Raw genomic sequence first — 16,461 nt, 5'->3', positions numbered from 1 at the left:
TTGTAAGGTATAAGTATAGCGAAAAGGAGGGCTACAATGGAAGTAATACAATGGCTTAAAAATTACAGGGATAAAGAAGCTGCCTTAATATGGAATGGAACCTTTGCAGAGTATCTGCTAAAGATTGTAGAGAACCCCAATCTTGCCATGCACGCTCATGCACGGATCTATGAGATGATTCGTAAAGCAGGAATTAAAGAAGAACATGATCATAAAAATTACGCATTCTTTAATAAAGAGCTCTTTGGCATGGAGAAAACCTTGGAGCGATTGGTGGAAGAGTATTTTCATTCAGCGGCTAAACGACTGGATGTCAGGAAGAGGATTCTTCTGTTGATGGGACCCGTCAGTGGAGGGAAGTCAACCATTGTAACCCTGCTGAAAAAGGGCTTGGAAGACTATACCCGTACGGATGAAGGGGCAGTTTATGCTATTGATGGCTGCCCTATGCATGAGGATCCTCTCCATTTGCTTCCCCAGGTTTTGCGGGAAGAATTCGAACAAAAGTACGGAATCCGCATTGAAGGAAATCTTTGTCCAGTCTGCCGCCTAAGAGTCGAAGAAGAGTTCCAGGGGCGCGTGGAGGATGTTCCGGTAAAGAGGATCGTTTTCTCCGAGGAACAGCGGGTAGGAATTGGGACCTTCACTCCCTCTGACCCTAAGTCCCAGGACATCGCTGATTTGACAGGGAGCATCGACTTCTCCACCATCACGGAATACGGTTCGGAATCGGATCCCAGAGCTTATCGCTTTGACGGCGAATTGAACAAAGCCAATAGAGGGCTTATGGAGTTCCAGGAAATGCTGAAAAGCGATGAAAAATTTCTCTGGAACCTCTTGAGCCTATCTCAAGAAGGGAATTTTAAAGCAGGGCGATTTGCTTTAATATCCGCCGACGAATTAATCATCGCTCATACCAACGAAAACGAGTACAAGTCCTTTGTAGCCAATAAAAAGAACGAGGCACTCCAATCTCGTATCATCGTTATTCCAGTCCCCTATAACCTGAAGATCAGCTCAGAAGTTAAAATCTATGAAAAACTTATTCAACAAAGCGATCTCCAGGGAATTCACTTAGCGCCCCACAGCCTTTGGACCGCTTCAGCCTTCAGTATCATCTCCCGGCTAAAACCCTCCAAAAAGCAAGGAATGGATCTGGTCAAGAAAATGCGCCTCTATGATGGGGAAGATGTGGAAGGTTTTAATCAGAAGGATATTAAAGATATCATGACTGAGGGTGAAGAGCAGGGGGAAGGGATGAGCGGTGTCGATCCTCGTTATGTTATCAATCGTATCTCGACAGCCCTCATCCGCGATCACAAAACCTGTATTAATGCCTTGGACATTTTGCGAGCACTTAAGGATGGTCTTTCTCAGCATACTTCCATTACGAAAGAGGAAAGAGAAAACCTGGTCAATCTTATAGCTGTAGCTCGCAAGGAATATGATGAAGTGGCGAAAAAAGAGGTCCAAAAAGCCTTTGTTTATGCCTATGAAGAATCTGCAAAGTCCTTACTTAATAACTATCTGGATAATGTAGAAGCCTATTGTAACTCCAGCAAACTCTACGACCCTATTACAGGTGAGGAATTAGAGCCCGACGAGCAACTTATGCGCAGTATCGAAGAACAGATAGGGGTGTCGGAAAATGCCAAGAAGGCTTTTCGGGAAGAAATACTTATCCGCATCTCCATTTATGCGCGTAAAAATAAGACCTTTCAATACACCTCACATGAGCGATTGAGAGAGGCCATCGAAAAGAAATTATTTGCTGATCTTAAAGATGTGATTAAGGTTACTACTTCAGTATCTCACCCGGACCAAGAACAGTTACGCCGCATTAACGAAGTAACGGATCGTCTGATTCAGCTTCATGGGTACTGCCCGATTTGTGCCAATGAAATTGTAAAATATGTCGGCTCCCTTCTCAATCGTTAAGGGAGGATGAACCATGAGTGACGATATTATTGTCAGCCGGGAAGACTGGAGTCTCCATCGCAAAGGTTATCTGGATCAAAATCGGCACAAAGAGAAAGTCCAAGAGGCCATAAAGAAGCAGTTGGGAGATTTAATTGTTGATGAGAGTATCATTCTCAGTGATGGAAAAAAGGCTATGAAAGTCCCTATGCGTTCCTTAGAAGAATTTCGATTCCGCTTTGATTACAACAAAAAGAATCACACCGGTCAAGGAAACAAAAAGATGAAGAATGGTGATATCCTTGCTCGGGAAAGCCAGCGTAAACAGGGGGCAGGAAAAGATCCGGGTGCCGGAGATGAGCCGGGTATGGATATCTATGAGGCTGAAGTCACTTATGAGGATCTGGCAGCCATCCTTTTTGAGGAATTGCAGCTTCCCAATCTGGATGATAAAAAGCGTCCCTTGATTGCCCAAGATAAACCGGAATTTAAAGATATTCGCAAGAAAGGTCTCATGGCTAATATTGATAAAAAACGTACTCTTATAGAAAGTATCAAGCGGCAGGCATTAGCCGGCAAGGGTAACGATCTTAAAATCATTCCCGAGGATCTGCGCTTTAAAACTTGGGAAACCCACCCTAACTATGAAACAAATGCAGTCATTCTTGCCATGATGGATACCTCAGGTTCCATGGGACAGTTTGAAAAGTATATATCTCGGACCTTCTTCTTCTGGATGGTGCGTTTCTTGAGGGAAAAATACGAAAATGTAGAAATGCGCTTTCTGGCTCACCATACCGAAGCGAAAGAAGTCACGGAAGAGGAATTTTTTACCCGGGGAGAAAGCGGTGGAACCCGCTGTTCATCCGTATATCAACTGGCTTTAGAAATCATCCAGCGAGATTATCCTCCTGCCCACTATAATATTTATCCGGTTCATTTTACAGATGGCGATAATATTGGTTCAGACAACGCCCGGTCCTTGAATCTTATGCAAAAGCTTGTGGACGTGAGTCAGGTTGTTGGATATGGAGAGATTCTAAGAACCCATTACTCCAGTACGTTGATGTCGACTCTAAAACGTATAACCGATCCTAAGCTCCGCTTAGTAACGATACGTGATCGTCAAGAAGTCTATGAAGCTTTAAAAACAGTATTTTCTTAGCCCTGTTGGCGCCGGCAGAAGATGAAAAGTTTTACTCGGGTAGCTTTATGCACAACGCTCTAGAATCAGCTTCCGGGCTTTTGCAGAGCAGGTCTTTTTCAAGGCAGATAACAAAGAGTCAGGAGAGGTGTCTATGGACTATGAGGTGACAGAACTTAGCTATCATGCTCGAGAGATTGCCAATGTGGCCAGATGCCTGGGGCTTGACTTTTACCCAGTGCATTTTGAGGTCTGTCCAGCGGAAGCAATTTATTCTTTCGGGGCATATGGGATGCCGGTGCGCTTCACTCATTGGAGCTTTGGTAAAGCCTTCTATCGCATGAAAATGCAGTATGATTTGAATCTCACCCGAATCTACGAGCTCGTCATCAACTCGAATCCATCTTATGCTTTTTTGTTAGAAGGGAATCGCTTAATTCAGAACAAGCTGGTCATAGGTCACGTCTATGCCCATGTGGATTTTTTTAAAAATAACCGCTATTTCCGCCGAACCCCCCAAGACATGGTGTTACGCATGGAAGCTCATGCACAGCGCATCCGGGATTATGAATTAGAGCATGGCCGGGATAAGGTGGAAAAAACCCTGGATGCAGTATTATCCATTCAAGAGCATGTGAACTTTAGAGCTCATTTAGGCAAAAAAAAAGGCCCCACCTGCAACTCTAACAAGAAAGATGGAGCGGAAAAGAAAATATCCGTCCACCGAACTGAATACACAGACCTTTGGGATCAAGAACCTGATAACGAAATTGAGGAAAAATTACCGGATGAAGATCTGATGCTTTATTTGATGACCTATTCTTCCAGCCTTGAAGATTGGCAACGAGATATTCTGAGCATGATCCGTGAAGAATCTCTATATTTCTACCCTCAAATCGAAACAAAAATCATCAATGAAGGGTGGGCCACCTTTTGGCATTCACGAATCATGCGAGAACTGAACCTCACTGCTGCAGAAGCGGTGGATTTTGCAGTAATGCATAGTCAAGTCGTACAGCCTTCAAGACTGCAGCTGAATCCCTATTATCTTGGTGTTAAGATATGGGATCATCTTGCCGGGCGTTATGATTGGGAAACATTGTTTGAAATACGGGAGATGGAGAATGATATCTCCTTTGTGCGCAATTATCTCAATCAAGAACTGGTTGAGGACCTCAACCTCTTTAATTATCGTAAAGTAGGTGCCCACTGGCAAGTTACGGATACAGCATGGGAAAAGGTACGTGATAACCTCGTTAAACAATTGATCCATGGAGGTCATCCGCGTATTTTAGTCATGGATGGGGATTACGAGGGGAAAGGTGGGCTATATCTTGTTCATGGGCATGAGGGGGTGGATTTGGATCTTGTTTATCTGGAAAAAACCTTGCAGTTAATACAAACATTATGGGGAAAAGGTGTTTATCTGGAAACTGTGGTGGATGGCAAAAAGATTCTTTTCGAATGCACGAGCAACACAATTTCCCGGAAGGGTATGGCAAGAGTTCAGGATGGACAGAGGTATGAAAGGGTATGAACAGCGTCGTCCGGGTTGTGTAGCTTTACGCACAACACGTACTCCATAGCTCCAGGGCTGGTCAACGAAGCTTTCTTAACAGACGAGCCAAACCCCGCTGTTTTCTGAATGTTAACCAGTGGCTCGTCTAAGTTAAGAAAGCTTCGTTGACCTAGCCGCCCTTCCGCTTAAAGAAAGCTTGGCTTATGGTGAGTGAAGCGAAGCAGAAGCCTTAGCTGCCTTATACACAGTGAAATCCGTCCGCTTTTGTACGTAAAGCTACGCTCACGGGTCCTCTTTAGCACTGCTTTTGGAACTCTTGTGGACATTTTGGGGGGGCACCTTCAGGGCCGTTCCCAGAGCAGCCGACCATGCCGCTCAAGCGGCGTCGGTAAAGACGGAAAAAGCCGCTCGGATCGCGTAACTTATTTCACAAAGCCTTGCATGCACGCACAGACCCGAAAAGCAGCCTAAGGATTTTGCTTTACAGAAGAGAGCGAATTTAAGCGAGCGGAAACAAAACTTCGCGAAAAGCAAACAGCGGAGAAAGGTTGGAAACAGGACGTTTCCAACCGGCTATGAGAACAAGTGCGAAAGCAGTGCTTTCGAGGAGCCGATTTAGCCACGAAACCCGGGTGAGGGTTTCGCCCAAGCCGCCATACCACTGAGACTACTTAGCGGCGCAGGTGCACCTTTCGGAGCGAAGGCTTTGAGCGTTAGTTTTGTCCGCTTAGCTTATGGAGCGAACGGTGTAAAGCAAAATCCTGGAGACTTAACCTTCGGACCTTTTTCAAGTTAGCTATGGAGATAGGAGGAGAACCCTTGTTAGAACAATTGCTAAGCCTTCTGGGAGAATTCGTGGTCGAATTGATCTCCAGTTTGGGCTATTTTGGAGTGTTTTTGGCGATGGCCATCGAAAGCGCCTGTATTCCTTTACCCAGTGAAATTATTCTCCCTTTCACAGGATATATGGTGTATTTGGGTCATTTTGATTTTTGGACAGCCACTTTAGCAGCTACCTTAGGCAATCTTTTTGGGGGTATCGTAGCGTATTATGTGGGCGTTCGAGGAGGAAGGCCTTTCATTCAACGCTATGGACATTATTTTTTTATGAAAGAAAAGGAGCTCCAGTGGACTGAGAGATTATTTAGCAAGCATGGGGAAATCACCGTCTTAGTGGGACGTATGCTGCCTATTATACGAACCTTCATATCCCTGCCTGCCGGTATAGCAAAAATGAATGCTGTAAAAATGGCTATCTATACAGTATTAGGAGCATTGCCTTGGTGCATGTTCCTAATCATCGTCGGAGAAAAACTCGGCGCTAACTGGAATTCATTAAAGCCATTATTCCACCGCATGGATATAGTCATCGGTGTGCTTATCTTAGCAGGTATAGGGTATTTTCTTTTTAAGCGCAATCGGAGAAATAGACGATAAATGGATTCTATTCTTTGCGGCAAAACGGACATACTCCAAAAAATCTGAGCCAATGCTCCTCGATTTGATACCCGCTGTCTTGCTCAAGTTTTTCTGCGATGTTGGAGATGGGGCAATCTCCTATCCATTCTTCAGTACGGCCGCATTGGGAGCAGATCAACTGGTGGGAATGATGGTGATGAGAGTCCGAACTTTCCAGACGATATTTTTCGCCGCCTACGCTGAATTCTTCGGATTTTAGCAGACCTAAGCTTTTTAGCAAACTCAGCACTCGATAGATGGATGCGACACCAATATTAATATTTTCCTGCTGAAGAAGATTATGAATATCGTAGGCACCCAAAAATTCAGAATGGGTGGTCAATATGCTGACGACTTTTTTACGAGGGTCGGTAAGGCGATATCCCTTTTCTTGAATGAGTTGGATGATCTCATTGTACTCCATTTTTGTTCATCCTTTCTCAGAGGTTTTGACTCGGCCAAAGCTGCGACGCAGACTGACTCGTTTGGGAGAACAGAGAAAGCTCAGCAGAAAGAGTAGTGCTGCTGTCAGAGCGATACTGGCCCCGGAAGCCACATTTAAATAATAGGAGAGATAAAGGCCAAGGATGGCGCTGATTAATCCAAAACATACAGAGAGAAGTACTAATTTTTTCAGGGAATGAGTCCATTGAAAAGCCGACGCGGCAGGAATGGTCAGCAGTGCTGTGACAAGAATTATGCCAACGGTTTGAGATGCCACCACTACGGTCACAGCTATCATAGCCAACATGGCATAATGCAAGCGAGCACGAGGTAATCCCGCCACTTCTGCCATTTCCGGATCAAAGGCATAATAAACGAACTCTTTGTAGAATATCGTAAGAATGAAAAGAATCACGCATGTTGAACTAACGATGATAACCAAGTCAAAAGAACCGATGGATAATACTGAACCGAAAAGATAGCCGGTTAAATTAGTTGAATAGAATTTTAAGGAGCTAATTAATGCTACCCCTAAAGCCATGGAAGTGGAGAAGAGAATACCGATGGCTGTATCTAAGCTGACTTTGGCTTTCTCATGGAGTACACCAATAAGGAGGGCAAGGCCTATGGTATAGATATTGCCGGCAATATACAAATTCCAATCCAGGAGATAGCCAATGGCTAATCCTGCTAAAGAACCATGAGCTAAACCTTCCCCGATAAAGGCCAGACGTCTTAAGATCACAAAAGTCCCCACCACTGCGGTGAGCACTGCCACAGCAATGGTACCAATGAGGGCCCGCTGCATAAAAGCATATTGCAAGGGATCAGTAAGTAGATGCATACGGAATGACTCCTCCCTGGCTTCCCATGAAAGTACGCTCCAGAATATGAGGAACCAAAACCTCTTCTGGAGGACCAAAGGCGATAACCGTTTGATTAAGGCAGAGAATCAAATCAAAATGATGATACTTCAATGCTGCTAAATCATGGGTGGTGGTAAGGATAGTTATCCCATCTCCGTGGAGATCCTCGATCAGGCGAAAAATACTTTGTTGAGAAGGAATATCTAACCCTGTAGCTGGCTCATCCAATAGTAATAGACGAGATTCCGTGGCCAGGGCTCTAGCTATCAGAACTCTTTGCTGTTGGCCTCCGGAAAGCTGGCCAATAGGGCGATCTTTAAGATTCAACATATTGACTTTTTTTAAAGCCTGTTCCACCAGACCATGATCTTCAGATCGGGGACGTTTAAACCAACCTAATCGACCAGTCCGGCCTAAAAGAACCACTTCGTAGACCGAAATAGGAAAATCTTTATCCATGGTTTTCAGTTGTGGAACATAACCTAACTGCATTTTACGGCGCCATTCTTGTGTCGGTGGCTGCCCAAAGACCTTAACGCTTCCCTTTGTGCTTTGATTTAAGCCCACAATACTTTTCATCAGGGTGGATTTTCCAGAGCCATTGGGGCCAATGATTCCAACGCAGGAACCGCAAGGAATGCGCAGATTAATATCCCACAGAATGTCCCGCTGGGGAAGTGTATAGGAAAATGAATCAAACTCAACGGCTAACATTAAATATCCTTCTTCCTTATAGGTATGATGTAGTGACTCAGACGGAATGCTTATTCAAGTGCTGAGACAATAGCCTTGGTATTGTGCTTCATGATTTCGATATAGCTGTCGGTTTCCGGTGTAACCCCAAGGGTATCATTGTACAGATCATCCACCATCTTAATCCCGGCTTCCTGGGCCAATTGGATAATAAGCTTGGTATTAAAACCCACTTCGCCAAAAATAGCTTTGATCTTATACTCCTTAATCAGTTCGATAAGCTGAGCGTAATCCTTTGCCGAAGGTTCAGACTCATCTCCACGAACTACCGGTCGAAGGACGGTAAGCCCATACCGTTCTGTATAATACCTCCAGGCATCATGGTAGACAATTAAATTCCGGTTCTCTGGGGGAATAGTTTGAATTTCTTTCGCTATCCATTGATCTAAAGCTTCCAGTTCTTGAAGATAGTTTTCTGCATTGGCTTTAAAGAGCTCTTGATCCTGTGGATAGGCCTCAATCAAGGCATCACGAATACACTCAACATAATGTTGCGCATTTTTTACATCCAACCAAAGGTGGGGGTTGCCTTGGGAATGGTCATGACCATTTCCTTCTATATGGGCCTCATCTTCGTGATGCTCGGCTTCTTCATCATGGTTGTCTTTATGGCCTTCGTTTCCCAGTATTTCTAATCCGTCGGACAAAATCACAGTGCGTAGATCCTTATTCTGAGAATTAGCGATGAGCTTTTCCAAATAGGCTTCTTGACCGACACCATTGGCAAAGAACAGTTTTCCCATGGCCACCTGGCGCACTGCGTCGGGAGTAGGCTCGTAAGTATGGGGATCACTCCCTGTAGGAACCAAACTGATCACTTGGATACTATCTCCACCGACGTTTCTGATCAGATCGGCCAGAGGGGAGATACTGGTAATGACGACCTTTTGATTCATGGTGCTGACGGGCTTTTCTGCGGTGCATCCAGTTATAAATAAGGCAAGGGAAACTGCCAGGATTATCTTCATCCAATTTAGACGATTGCTGAACGTATACATAGGTTCCTCCCTTATTGATATAGTATTTCAATAAGAAAGTGTACTTGAAAATAGTGCGAATGTCAAATTATTCTCCATGCAAAATGTAGAAGTGGTAAATGAGGCGAAAAATGGTTATAATCAGGAGGGAATTGTTTTACAAGGAGGATGCGCAGTGAGTGAACAAGATTTAAATGAAAAGAAACCGGTAGTAACTATTGAAATGGAAAGCGGCAACACAATTAAAGTTGAGCTTTACCCCGATGTTGCGCCTGAGACAGTGAAGAATTTTGTTTCTTTAGTTGAAAAAGGCTTTTATGACGGAATCATCTTCCATCGGGTTATTCCGGGCTTTATGATTCAAGGAGGAGACCCCCAGGGCAATGGTATGGGCGGATGCGGTTATAGCATCAAAGGAGAATTTACATCCAATGGCTTCCGTAACGATCTAAAGCATGATCGGGGAGTTATTTCCATGGCACGTACCGCCAATCCCAATTCAGCCGGGTCTCAGTTTTTCCTTATGCACGCTGACTCCCCCCACTTAGATGGTCAATATGCTTCATTTGGTCGTATCATTGAGGGAATTGAGGAAGTGGATCGAATTGCCAATGTCAAGCGGGACTATCGGGATAAACCTGTAGAAGACCAACAGATGAAGAAGGTTACGGTGGAGTTTGTCTAAAGGGAAAAACCATAAGAATGGCGTGGAAAAGAGAGGGTATACCCCTCTTTTTCCTTCTGGTTAATTATCTTATTGCAGCAGGGTAAATCCATTCAGTGCAAAAGGAGGGGGAATGATGTGGCTTTCATCAGAATTTAACCGTATGGCAGAACAGACACTTAAGGTCTATGAACCGGAGGAGGCCTTTTTTTCTACATTGATTTACGGTCCGGCAGGGGTCGGTAAATCAACGCTCCTCTTGAAATGCTACAAACGGTTAAAGAATAAAAAACCTATCCTTTATATAGATGCTCAAGATTTTGTTAAGAATTATGCTTTTGCTGCTCAAGAAGGAACCCTATCGCGATTTCGCCTTCGGCTCCGTACCCCTACATTGTTAATACTGGATCATATTGAAATGTTAAAAGGAAAGACTCACAGCATTGAAGAGTTCTATCACACTTATGAAGCTCTTTTTCAAGGGAATAGTCGTATCATCTGTGGTTTTCGCGGGGAGCCTTCCCAATTGGAATTTCTCGGTGATAAACTCAGCTCGCGATTACTTGGGGGCTTAGCCGTTCCTATTTTCCAGCCCACTCCGGAGGATAGGCTGAACTACCTACGGCTTATGGCTTATCGTAAATTCTTAATTGTGGAGGATTTGGTTTTAGAATTAATGGCTGAGGAAGTTGCAAATTTTCCAGAAGCACAAAGTCTTATGAATGGCTTCATAGAATTTGCCAATAGATCGGACAGTGCTCTTGACCGTGATGCTTTATCCTTCTATCTCCAGGAACGCAGGCACAAAGAGAAACTTCGTCCTTCTCCACAAAATATTGTTCAGAAAGCTGCCGAGTTAACCGGGATTGCAGCAGAAGATATCTATGGTACCACCCGAACTTCAGAGGTTCGCCAAGCTCGACAGTTAGCTATTTATGTGATGCGTAGCCTTAGTCGGCTTTCCTATCCGGAAATCGGTACATTCTTGAATAAATCCCACAGCAGTATTATGAAATCCTATCAGCAATTTCAGGAAGGGATAAAGAAGAGTCCTGAGCTAAAGGAAAAGCTTGAGTCGCTATTGAAGTATTTTAATTCCCGGGAGGACGTAAATTAAAAGGATGAGGAGGATAAACGATGAGCCGTATAATCAAGAAGATCGCTGTTCTCACCAGTGGAGGCGATGCACCGGGAATGAATGCAGCCATTCGGTCAGTGGTCCGCAAGGGAATTTATCATGGACTCGAGGTTTTTGGGATTCGCAAAGGGTATGAAGGCCTAATTCATGGAGAATTTATAGCCATGAATTTAGGAGCTGTAGCGGATATCATTCATAGAGGGGGTACCATGCTCATGACCGCTCGTTCCCAAGAAATGACCACTCCTGAGGGACAAAAAAATGCCGCGGCTCAATTGCGTTATCGTGAGATCGATGCCCTTATTGTTATAGGGGGAGACGGTTCTTTTCGGGGAGCACAGACCCTGTCTGCTCAAGGAATACCTATCGTCGGTATACCCGGTACCATTGATAACGATATTACCGGGACGGATTTAACCATAGGATTTGATACTGCTGTGAATAATGTGGTTCAAGCGGTCAGTAAAATTCGGGATACGGCAACTTCCCATGATCGAACTTTCTTAGTGGAAGTCATGGGACGGGATTGCGGGAACATCGCTCTGCAATCCGGCGTAGCCTGCGGTGCAGAATCCATCCTTGTGCCGGAAATCCAACCGGATATTGATGATATTGTAGCAAAATTGGAACGTGGTCACCAACGAGGAAAGCATCACAGTATCATTATGGTAGCAGAGGGTGCCACAAGTGCCTGGAATTTAGGGGAAGAACTACGGCGGAGGACAGGCTTCGAAACTCGGGTCACCATCTTGGGGCATATTCAAAGAGGAGGCAATCCGAGTGCCCTCGATGTGGTCCTGGCCTCGCAAATGGGTGGGAAAGCAGTAGAAATACTCTGTGCAGGGGAAACGGATCGTATGACAGCTTGTGTCAATCAGGAAATCCTGTCTCTGCCTTTGGAAGTGGCTTATGGTGAACGTAAACCCTTCAATAAAGGCCTTTATGATTTGGCGAATCAATTGGCCATATAAAAGAAATCATAGGGATCATAGAGGAAATAGGGGAGTACAGGTAGAATTCTTGCCTTTGAGGTGATCGACGTGGAACAAGTATTTGCATTGGATATAGGGACACGTTTGGTAATGGGTCTCATTATGGAAAAGGCTCCAGAGGGTTATCAAATTATTGCCAGAGCTCAAATAGAGCATCGTCAGCGAGCGATGTATGACGGACAGATTCATGACATTGAAGAAGTCGCTCGAGCGGTGCAACTGGTCAAGGAGGAGCTTGAAGAGAAGATTAAAGATAAATTACACTATGTATCGGTGGCGGCAGCTGGTCGGGCTTTGAAGACAGCTGTGGCCTCTGTTCAGAAGTCCGAGCTCATGCCCGTAGTTTGGGAACGAGAAGATGTTTTCGCTTTGGAGATGGAAGCTGTTCAACAAGCGTTGCGAGAGATCTCATCCGAAGATGAAATCATCCCATACCATTGTGTCGGATACAGTGTCATAGAATCCTTCTTAGAAGGACAAAATCTTTCAAGTCTCATCGGCCAAAGAGGAAAAGAAGCTCAAGTTAGGGTTATTGCAACATTCTTACCCCGAACGGTTATTGATGGCTTAACCAGGGTGATCTCTAAAGTGGGTCTGGAAATGAGAGAGTTGACTTTAGAGCCAATCGCGGCAGGAAGAGCTGCTATACCACCGGATATGCGGCGTATGAATCTTGCTCTGGTGGATGTGGGAGCAGGAACCTCAGATATAGCTTTAACCAAGTCCGGTTCCTTTTTTGCCTATGGCATGGTGCCCATGGCTGGGGATGAAATTACGGAGAGAATTTGCCAACATTTCCTGGTGGACTTTCAGACGGGGGAAAAGATCAAACGCGGCTTAAGGGGAAAGGCCAAAGTGACCTTTACGGACTTTCTGGGAACGAAAACGGCGGTGGATAAGGAAGAGGTTTTGGAGCAAATCCAACCGGTCGTCTTTGAATTGGCGCAAAAACTAGCGGATGAAATCCTGCGCTTGAATCAAGGAAATCCCCATGCAATTATTCTTATCGGGGGGGGAAGTCTCACCCCTCTATTAGTAGAGGCTTTGTCCGATCTTCTTGAATTGCCCAGGAACAGAGTAGGGGTTCAGGTTCGTGAGCGAATCCAAGGAGTATCGGGTGAAAAATCCCTTAAAGGACCGGATGCCATCACCCCTATAGGAATCGGCATTTCTACCATAGAAGGGGAAGGGTTGCAGTACTTTTCCGTTTTCGTCAATCATATCCCTGTGCAGATTTTTGAGTTGCAATTAGCTACAGTATCTGATGCTTTGCTGGCGGCTGGAATTACCCCAAGACTTCTTGTGGGCAGGCCAGGTTCGGCCTTAACCATTGAGCTGAACGGAGAAATCAAAGTCAGCAAAGGACAATTCAGTAAACCTGCTCAGTTTTTTCTGAACGAGCAGGAAGTGAAATTGGATCATGAATTAAAACCGGGTGATAGGATTCAATTCCTACCGGCAAAGGATGGGGAAAATGCCAAGGCTGCCTTTGCAGATTTGATACCGGCAGTTCCGGAAAAGAAAATCAAAGTGAATGGAGAACCCATTGTTTTTACCGCTCAAATTTTTTGTAATGGGCATCCTGTAACAATGGACGGGGATGTTCCTGATGGAGCAAAAATCACAGTGTTCAAAAATCAAACCCTCAAGGATCTGCTGCATTTTTTAAACGACAAACGGTATAGTTTATCTGAAATCCGGTTCAAAATAAACGGTGAAGACATGATTATCCCCATTCAGAAAGAGTTTTGCATTAATCAGCAAAAAGCTGATCTTGAGCAAGTGATTAAAGACGGGGATGATGTTCTTATCCTGGTAAAGAAACTCTATATCAGAGATTTGCAGCTTAAGCCCACTCCCATGGTGTTTTACGTTAATGGGAAAGAAGTTCACTATCCGCCCCAAATTTTCCGTGTGCTCTCTCGAGGCAAAACTCTCTCCGAACTGGACAAAGTAGTAGAAGGTATGGAGCTCATTGTTGAGGGATATGATACCATGCCTTTGCTTTCGGAATTATTACCCTATGTCACTATATCCCAAGATGTCCCCTCTAACGCTCGCCTCTCTTTAAAAAGAAACAATCAGGAGGCTGAGTTTACTACTCCCCTTATACCGGGAGATCGTATTGAGGTCCATTGGGAAAGGGTAGCGAGTGCCCAATAAGTTTAAAATAAAAAAAACCCCTCATCTTTCTGGATGGGGGAATGGGCTATTGCCCGGGTGGAAAAGGGTAGAGGAGTGTTTGAACTTAGTATAAGTGACCGCAAGCTTATTGTCAGCAAAAAATCCTTCAACGGTATGTAATTTTCGGTGAATGGTTGATTTTGCACTCTTGACATTCTGGCTTTAGGCCATAAAATGATAGTGGAGGTGTCATTTTTATGTTATTTCAATGGATTATGGGCATAGTTGCTCTTGCTGCTCTCATTGTTTTCCTACTTTCTGACAAATGGACCAGTAAATCAAGACATTCCAGCTACTACGAGCAAGTGAAAAAGCCACAAGGTAAAGAACCACGTCTCGCTAATCTACCTGATGCATCGAAGCATGATGAATTTTATTCTAGACTGAATGCTCGTTAACTGCAATGAAAGTGAAGGGGCTGTTGCAAAATGAACTGTAAAGTTCGTTAAGCAACAGCCTCTTTGCCTGGGCGGAATTTTTACTAAAGATTAAAGCTTCCTAAGCTCACCTGGGATTTTGTCATATTGACAAAAAGCTGATTCCTCTAAAGTGAGCACGTATTGAACCCCTTCCAATACCTTATTCTGTCTTTCACGGGGGCTTAAATCCGGATGCTGCAAGGCCTTCAGGTGGTCCAGAACATCCGAGGAAACTGTAAATTGATGAATTTCCTGGGTACCCGTAAAATGGAATTGATAAATATGGTGTTGAATTTCCTCGATAATCAGTGCACGACGTCCAATGGTGGCTTTATTTAATACCTGTACGGCATCTAGAGCACAGGATTGGGTATAGGCTTTCACAAGGCATTCCGAGTCTGGAGCGGGACGTATTCCCATCTCCCTTTGAGCTAACTGAGCGACCCGATAACCGAGAGCAATATCTGGACAAGTATGTCCGTGAAAGTCTATGACAAGTTCCCAAGGAGTTTTTTCTACGCACATAAAAATTCCCTCCCGTTTGCTTTTGTTAGTTTTGTCCTCACAGAGGATAAGTGCGACTAAGCTTCAGATGGAGTTAAAAAACTCCACCTGAATCAAGTCTTACTTTATTCTAACGCTAAAAGGAGGGATTTGAAAGGAAATTATCGCAGTTCTTAAAAAACACTTATCACAAATGGGGATTATCCTCGGGCTACTACTCCGATTATTCCGCCCACAGCTCCAGCAGCTAGGATAATGATGGACTTCTCGCCGAAACTCAGCCAGGAGGGAGTGTCAGGGCTTAAGACAGTAAATGAGAAGAGTAGTAACAGTATAAAGCCGACTCCAATACCAATGCCGTAAAAGAGTCCTTTCATACCGGCATGATGGGCGCTAATTGCCGCAGCAATAAAAACGCTGATGCCAAGAATTATGTTATACACCAGGGATGATTCTTGAAGTTGAGTTAAGGTGAGAAGTAAACCGAGAATGAAGGAAAGAAGTAGGGCAATTCCAGAAGCAAGCAAAATGCCTTTGAATACTATCCCGAAGTGAAAGGATTTGGGCATGTTTCATACCTCCTTTGACTAATAGAATCTATGCATTAAATGGATAGAGTATGCGAAGGAAAATAAAATGGGGATTAATTGTGAAAAAGAATAAATAATCCGTTGATATAATTGGATTTTTCTAGAAAAAAGGTTTATAATAAGATAAGAATTACCGGTATACCCGGCAGGGGAGATGGTTTCTTGGCCTTAAGAGATAAAACCAATCAAAGATTTAAGGAGTTTTTCGAGAAACAGTCTAAAAGGAATGATGGAAAAGAATTTGAAATCCCCTTTTCTGAAATTCAACGGGAGACTGGAGCGGCGAACAGCACCATGAAACGAGCTATTGAGACCTTAGCAAAAGAAGGTTGGCTTGAGGTAAAACCAGGTCGCAATTCTCGCTATGGATTGTTCAAGCTACTACACGAGGAAGCTGAAAAGGCTGAAGAATTACCTGGAGCCCCGGAACCCTCCTCACAAACGTGTGAGTCTGCCCCGGATTTCTCGCCTGTTCTAACCGGGGATTCGGACGATGGTTCTAACCTATCTAATGAGTCAAGAATACATGAACTGGAACATCTTATTGACGGTCTACGCCGTAGATTAAGAGCACATGAAATGACCATCGCACTACTTCAGGATCGTATGGCAGAAATTGAAGACAAGCTGTATAAAAAATAAATTTCCAACTCTTTCATGATGTTTTTTGAAGTATTAGTGATATAATAAATGTGAATCCTGCGTTGTTCGTAGAATATCTTGGTTTTGATCCTATTTATGACAAGGGAACTGATATGATGAGTTCAGTACATCAAGCCCACTTGCAGGGGAAGGTGGAAAGATTCATCTAGGTACCCACCTGCGAGAGCAGGGTCAGAAACCTGGAGTTTTACGGCAAGGCGGGGATGGTAGGGAGTTTCCCTACCATTGT

General features: G+C 44.2%; 16 protein-coding genes and 1 other RNA gene. 11 read left to right on the top strand and 6 right to left on the bottom strand.

The genetic code is table 11. The features are described from left to right. The first annotated feature begins 36 nt into the window (after nucleotides 1-36). The 4 genes from DESPCE1_RS0112105 to DESPCE1_RS0112090 all read left to right on the top strand — a co-directional run bounded on the left by DESPCE1_RS0112105 (nucleotide 37) and on the right by DESPCE1_RS0112090 (nucleotide 6,017). The gene (locus DESPCE1_RS0112105) at nucleotides 37-1,938 is read left to right on the top strand and encodes a PrkA family serine protein kinase (protein WP_019850618.1); all 1,902 of its coding nucleotides are present in this window, start codon (nucleotides 37-39) and stop codon (nucleotides 1,936-1,938) included. A gap of 13 nt (nucleotides 1,939-1,951) precedes the next feature. Beyond that, nucleotides 1,952-3,082: a sporulation protein YhbH gene (gene yhbH / locus DESPCE1_RS0112100; protein ID WP_019850617.1), complete on the top strand. Its 1,131-nt coding sequence runs from the start codon at nucleotides 1,952-1,954 to the stop codon at nucleotides 3,080-3,082. A 133-nt stretch (nucleotides 3,083-3,215) separates the two neighbouring features. After that, on the top strand, nucleotides 3,216-4,598 hold the full coding sequence (locus tag DESPCE1_RS0112095; protein WP_019850616.1) for a SpoVR family protein: 1,383 nt from the start codon (nucleotides 3,216-3,218) through the stop codon (nucleotides 4,596-4,598). A gap of 801 nt (nucleotides 4,599-5,399) precedes the next feature. Next, the gene (locus tag DESPCE1_RS0112090) at nucleotides 5,400-6,017 is read left to right on the top strand and encodes a DedA family protein (RefSeq protein WP_019850615.1); all 618 of its coding nucleotides are present in this window, start codon (nucleotides 5,400-5,402) and stop codon (nucleotides 6,015-6,017) included. A 7-nt stretch (nucleotides 6,018-6,024) separates the two neighbouring features. Here DESPCE1_RS0112090 and DESPCE1_RS0112085 read toward each other — a convergent pair whose 3' ends face one another. The 4 genes from DESPCE1_RS0112085 to DESPCE1_RS0112070 are packed head-to-tail and all read right to left on the bottom strand — an operon-like array spanning nucleotide 6,025 to nucleotide 9,099. Further along, nucleotides 6,025-6,462 carry a Fur family transcriptional regulator gene (locus DESPCE1_RS0112085; RefSeq protein ID WP_014794284.1) on the bottom strand — a complete coding sequence of 146 codons (438 nt, stop codon included), beginning with the start codon at nucleotides 6,460-6,462 and terminating at the stop codon, nucleotides 6,025-6,027. 6 nt (nucleotides 6,463-6,468) lie between these two features. Then, on the bottom strand, nucleotides 6,469-7,326 hold the full coding sequence (locus DESPCE1_RS0112080) for a metal ABC transporter permease (protein ID WP_019850614.1): 858 nt from the start codon (nucleotides 7,324-7,326) through the stop codon (nucleotides 6,469-6,471). After that, entirely contained in the window at nucleotides 7,310-8,062 is a 753-nt protein-coding gene (locus DESPCE1_RS0112075) for a metal ABC transporter ATP-binding protein (protein WP_014794282.1), read from the bottom strand. Before DESPCE1_RS0112075 ends, DESPCE1_RS0112080 begins: the two co-directional genes overlap by 17 nt. Nucleotides 8,063-8,112: 50 nt before the next feature. Next, a complete protein-coding gene (locus DESPCE1_RS0112070) occupies nucleotides 8,113-9,099 on the bottom strand; it encodes a metal ABC transporter substrate-binding protein (protein ID WP_019850613.1) in 987 nt (328 codons plus the stop codon). Nucleotides 9,100-9,253: 154 nt separating this feature from the next. Here DESPCE1_RS0112070 and DESPCE1_RS0112065 point away from each other — a divergent pair, with 154 nt between their 5' ends. The 5 genes from DESPCE1_RS0112065 (at nucleotide 9,254) to DESPCE1_RS0112045 (ending at nucleotide 14,454) form a co-directional block, all read left to right on the top strand. Further along, nucleotides 9,254-9,763: a peptidylprolyl isomerase gene (locus DESPCE1_RS0112065; protein WP_019850612.1), complete on the top strand. Its 510-nt coding sequence runs from the start codon at nucleotides 9,254-9,256 to the stop codon at nucleotides 9,761-9,763. 115 nt (nucleotides 9,764-9,878) lie between these two features. Then, nucleotides 9,879-10,859: a DnaA ATPase domain-containing protein gene (locus tag DESPCE1_RS0112060; RefSeq protein ID WP_019850611.1), complete on the top strand. Its 981-nt coding sequence runs from the start codon at nucleotides 9,879-9,881 to the stop codon at nucleotides 10,857-10,859. Nucleotides 10,860-10,879: 20 nt separating this feature from the next. Continuing rightward, nucleotides 10,880-11,851: a 6-phosphofructokinase gene (gene pfkA / locus DESPCE1_RS0112055; protein WP_019850610.1), complete on the top strand. Its 972-nt coding sequence runs from the start codon at nucleotides 10,880-10,882 to the stop codon at nucleotides 11,849-11,851. A 69-nt stretch (nucleotides 11,852-11,920) separates the two neighbouring features. Further along, a complete protein-coding gene (locus DESPCE1_RS0112050; RefSeq protein WP_019850609.1) occupies nucleotides 11,921-14,035 on the top strand; it encodes a cell division FtsA domain-containing protein in 2,115 nt (704 codons plus the stop codon). Nucleotides 14,036-14,253: 218 nt separating this feature from the next. Continuing rightward, nucleotides 14,254-14,454, top strand: coding sequence for a hypothetical protein (locus DESPCE1_RS0112045; protein WP_014794276.1), 201 nt, complete (start codon nucleotides 14,254-14,256; stop codon nucleotides 14,452-14,454). A gap of 90 nt (nucleotides 14,455-14,544) precedes the next feature. Here the strand turns inward: DESPCE1_RS0112045 and DESPCE1_RS0112040 are convergent, their stop codons facing one another. After that, a complete protein-coding gene (locus DESPCE1_RS0112040) occupies nucleotides 14,545-15,000 on the bottom strand; it encodes a formylmethanofuran dehydrogenase subunit E family protein (RefSeq protein ID WP_019850608.1) in 456 nt (151 codons plus the stop codon). Between the two features lie 179 nt (nucleotides 15,001-15,179). After that, a complete protein-coding gene (locus DESPCE1_RS0112035; protein ID WP_014794274.1) occupies nucleotides 15,180-15,548 on the bottom strand; it encodes a TIGR04086 family membrane protein in 369 nt (122 codons plus the stop codon). Between the two features lie 183 nt (nucleotides 15,549-15,731). Between DESPCE1_RS0112035 and DESPCE1_RS0112030 the strand changes: the two genes are divergently transcribed. Next, nucleotides 15,732-16,211 (top strand): IclR family transcriptional regulator, encoded by a 480-nt coding sequence (locus tag DESPCE1_RS0112030; protein WP_019850607.1) that lies wholly within the window; start codon nucleotides 15,732-15,734, stop codon nucleotides 16,209-16,211. Nucleotides 16,212-16,262: 51 nt separating this feature from the next. Continuing rightward, a non-coding RNA gene (ssrS, locus tag DESPCE1_RS22595) (6S RNA) lies at nucleotides 16,263-16,440 on the top strand. Nucleotides 16,441-16,461: the final 21 nt, after the last annotated feature.

Source organism: Desulfitobacterium sp. PCE1 (assembly GCF_000384015.1).
In the GTDB taxonomy this organism is placed as follows: domain Bacteria; phylum Bacillota; class Desulfitobacteriia; order Desulfitobacteriales; family Desulfitobacteriaceae; genus Desulfitobacterium; species Desulfitobacterium dehalogenans.
The sequence above is the reverse complement of the archived record's forward strand: the minus strand, read 5'-3'. Positions and strand labels throughout refer to the sequence as shown.